This is a genomic window from Neisseria sp. P0021.S007, from assembly GCF_051956855.1.
Genome location: NZ_JBQCXA010000054.1, coordinates 1 through 1,569, shown reverse-complemented (window position 1 = coordinate 1,569; position 1,569 = coordinate 1). Strand labels below are relative to the sequence as shown.

General features: G+C 49.5%; 1 protein-coding gene. It reads right to left on the bottom strand.

Going from position 1 to position 1,569, the window contains the following annotated elements:
• Positions 1 to 745 precede the first annotated feature (745 nt).
• The coding region (locus ACTHUR_RS11010; RefSeq protein ID WP_440398595.1) for a phosphoenolpyruvate carboxylase at positions 746 to 1,569 on the bottom strand (824 nt) is incomplete at its 5' end.

The following is a 1,569-nucleotide window of genomic DNA, read 5'->3' as shown; positions in this document are numbered from 1 at the left end:
GGCATTCAGCTTATTGTGCTTCTGAAGAATGAGTAAATGAATAAAGCCATTAAATAAAACAATTTTTCGGATAGGAGGCTTAAGATCAAACCCAAAAGAATGCCCAGTACCCAATAAATCATCTGACGGTGTTTCGGGTTGGATGCGGTACGTAACATTTTGAAATACAAAACCAAACAGCCGAACATGCAGATTGTTTGAAACAGAATGAGGGGGAGGCTGTCAATGGCTTTGGAAATCGAACCATAAAGGATGATTGTCCCTATGCGTATGCATAAATAAATTAAAGCTGAGCCTGCAGCCGAACTCCCAAAAGGGACGGGCGTGTCGGATGAGTCGGGTGTTTTGTGGGGCTGAAGCCTGCCAAATAACAATATAAATACAATGTCAAACATATTGATAGTTGCCTTGGTGTGAGATGTTTTTGTTTTTCAGACGGCCTCAGGGTTGTCTGAAAGCTTATTGTGCTGCGATATGGGGCAGTGCCGCATTAAGGTATGTCAGTAGTTGACTATCATCGTGCTGAAGCAGTTGCCATGCTTCATTGAACACATTGATTTTGTAGCGGGTTATCTGCTATTGCCCAAAATAGTCCGAAATACGGGCAAGTTAAATGAATAGGGTAAGAGTGGCAAGCAGGTTGAAAAACATTATGAGGCTTATGGATAAAGCCTTTGCTATGGTTCGCAGTTGGTTGAAAGGCCGTCTGAAAACTGTTTCAGACGGCCTTTTTTTCCGTACTGCTTTAACCGGTATTACGCAAACCTTGCGCTACGCCGTTGATGGTCAGGTGAACCATCAGCAGGGCGTGCGGATTGTCGGGCTCTTTGCGTAGGCGTTTGAGCATGGCGACTTGCAGGCCGTTGAGGGCGTTCAGGTATGGAATCCTCAAGGCAAGCGAACGGGCAAGGCTGCGGTTGTCGCGCAGAAGCTCTTCGGTTTGCAGCAGGTCGAGCAGTGCTTTGCGGCTGCGTTGGTATTCTTCCTTGATCATGCCGAAGATGACTTTTGCTTTGTCGGGCGATTCGCTCAAGCCGGCATAGTTTTCCGCCAAAGTGATGTCGGTTTTTGCCATCACTTGTTCCATATTGGAGAGCATGGCTTGGAAGAACGGGTTGTTTTGGGCGTGTTCGCGCAGGGCGGAGAGGGTTTCGGGTTTGCCTTCGCACAAGGTTTCCACTGCGCTGCCGAAACCGTACCAAGCCGGCAGCATGAGGCGGTTTTGCATCCAGGAGAATACCCACGGAATCGCGCGCAAGTCCTGAATCCGCGCTAGGGTTTTGCGGCTGGCGGGACGGCTGCCGAGGTTGAGGGTGGCGATTTCCTGAATCGGGCTAGTTTGCAGGAAGTAGTCGATGAAGTCGGGGTGGGTAATCAGTTCGCGGTAGTATTTGAACGATACGTCCGACAAATCCTGCATCAGTTTGGCATCAGGGTCTTTTTTGTCCGGCAGGATGCTGGCTTCCAAAGTCGCGGCGACCAAGGTTTCCAAGTTGCGTTGGGCATTGCCCGGGTCGGCGTATTTGGCGGTAATGACTTCGCCTTGCTCGGTAATGCGGATTTGTCCGG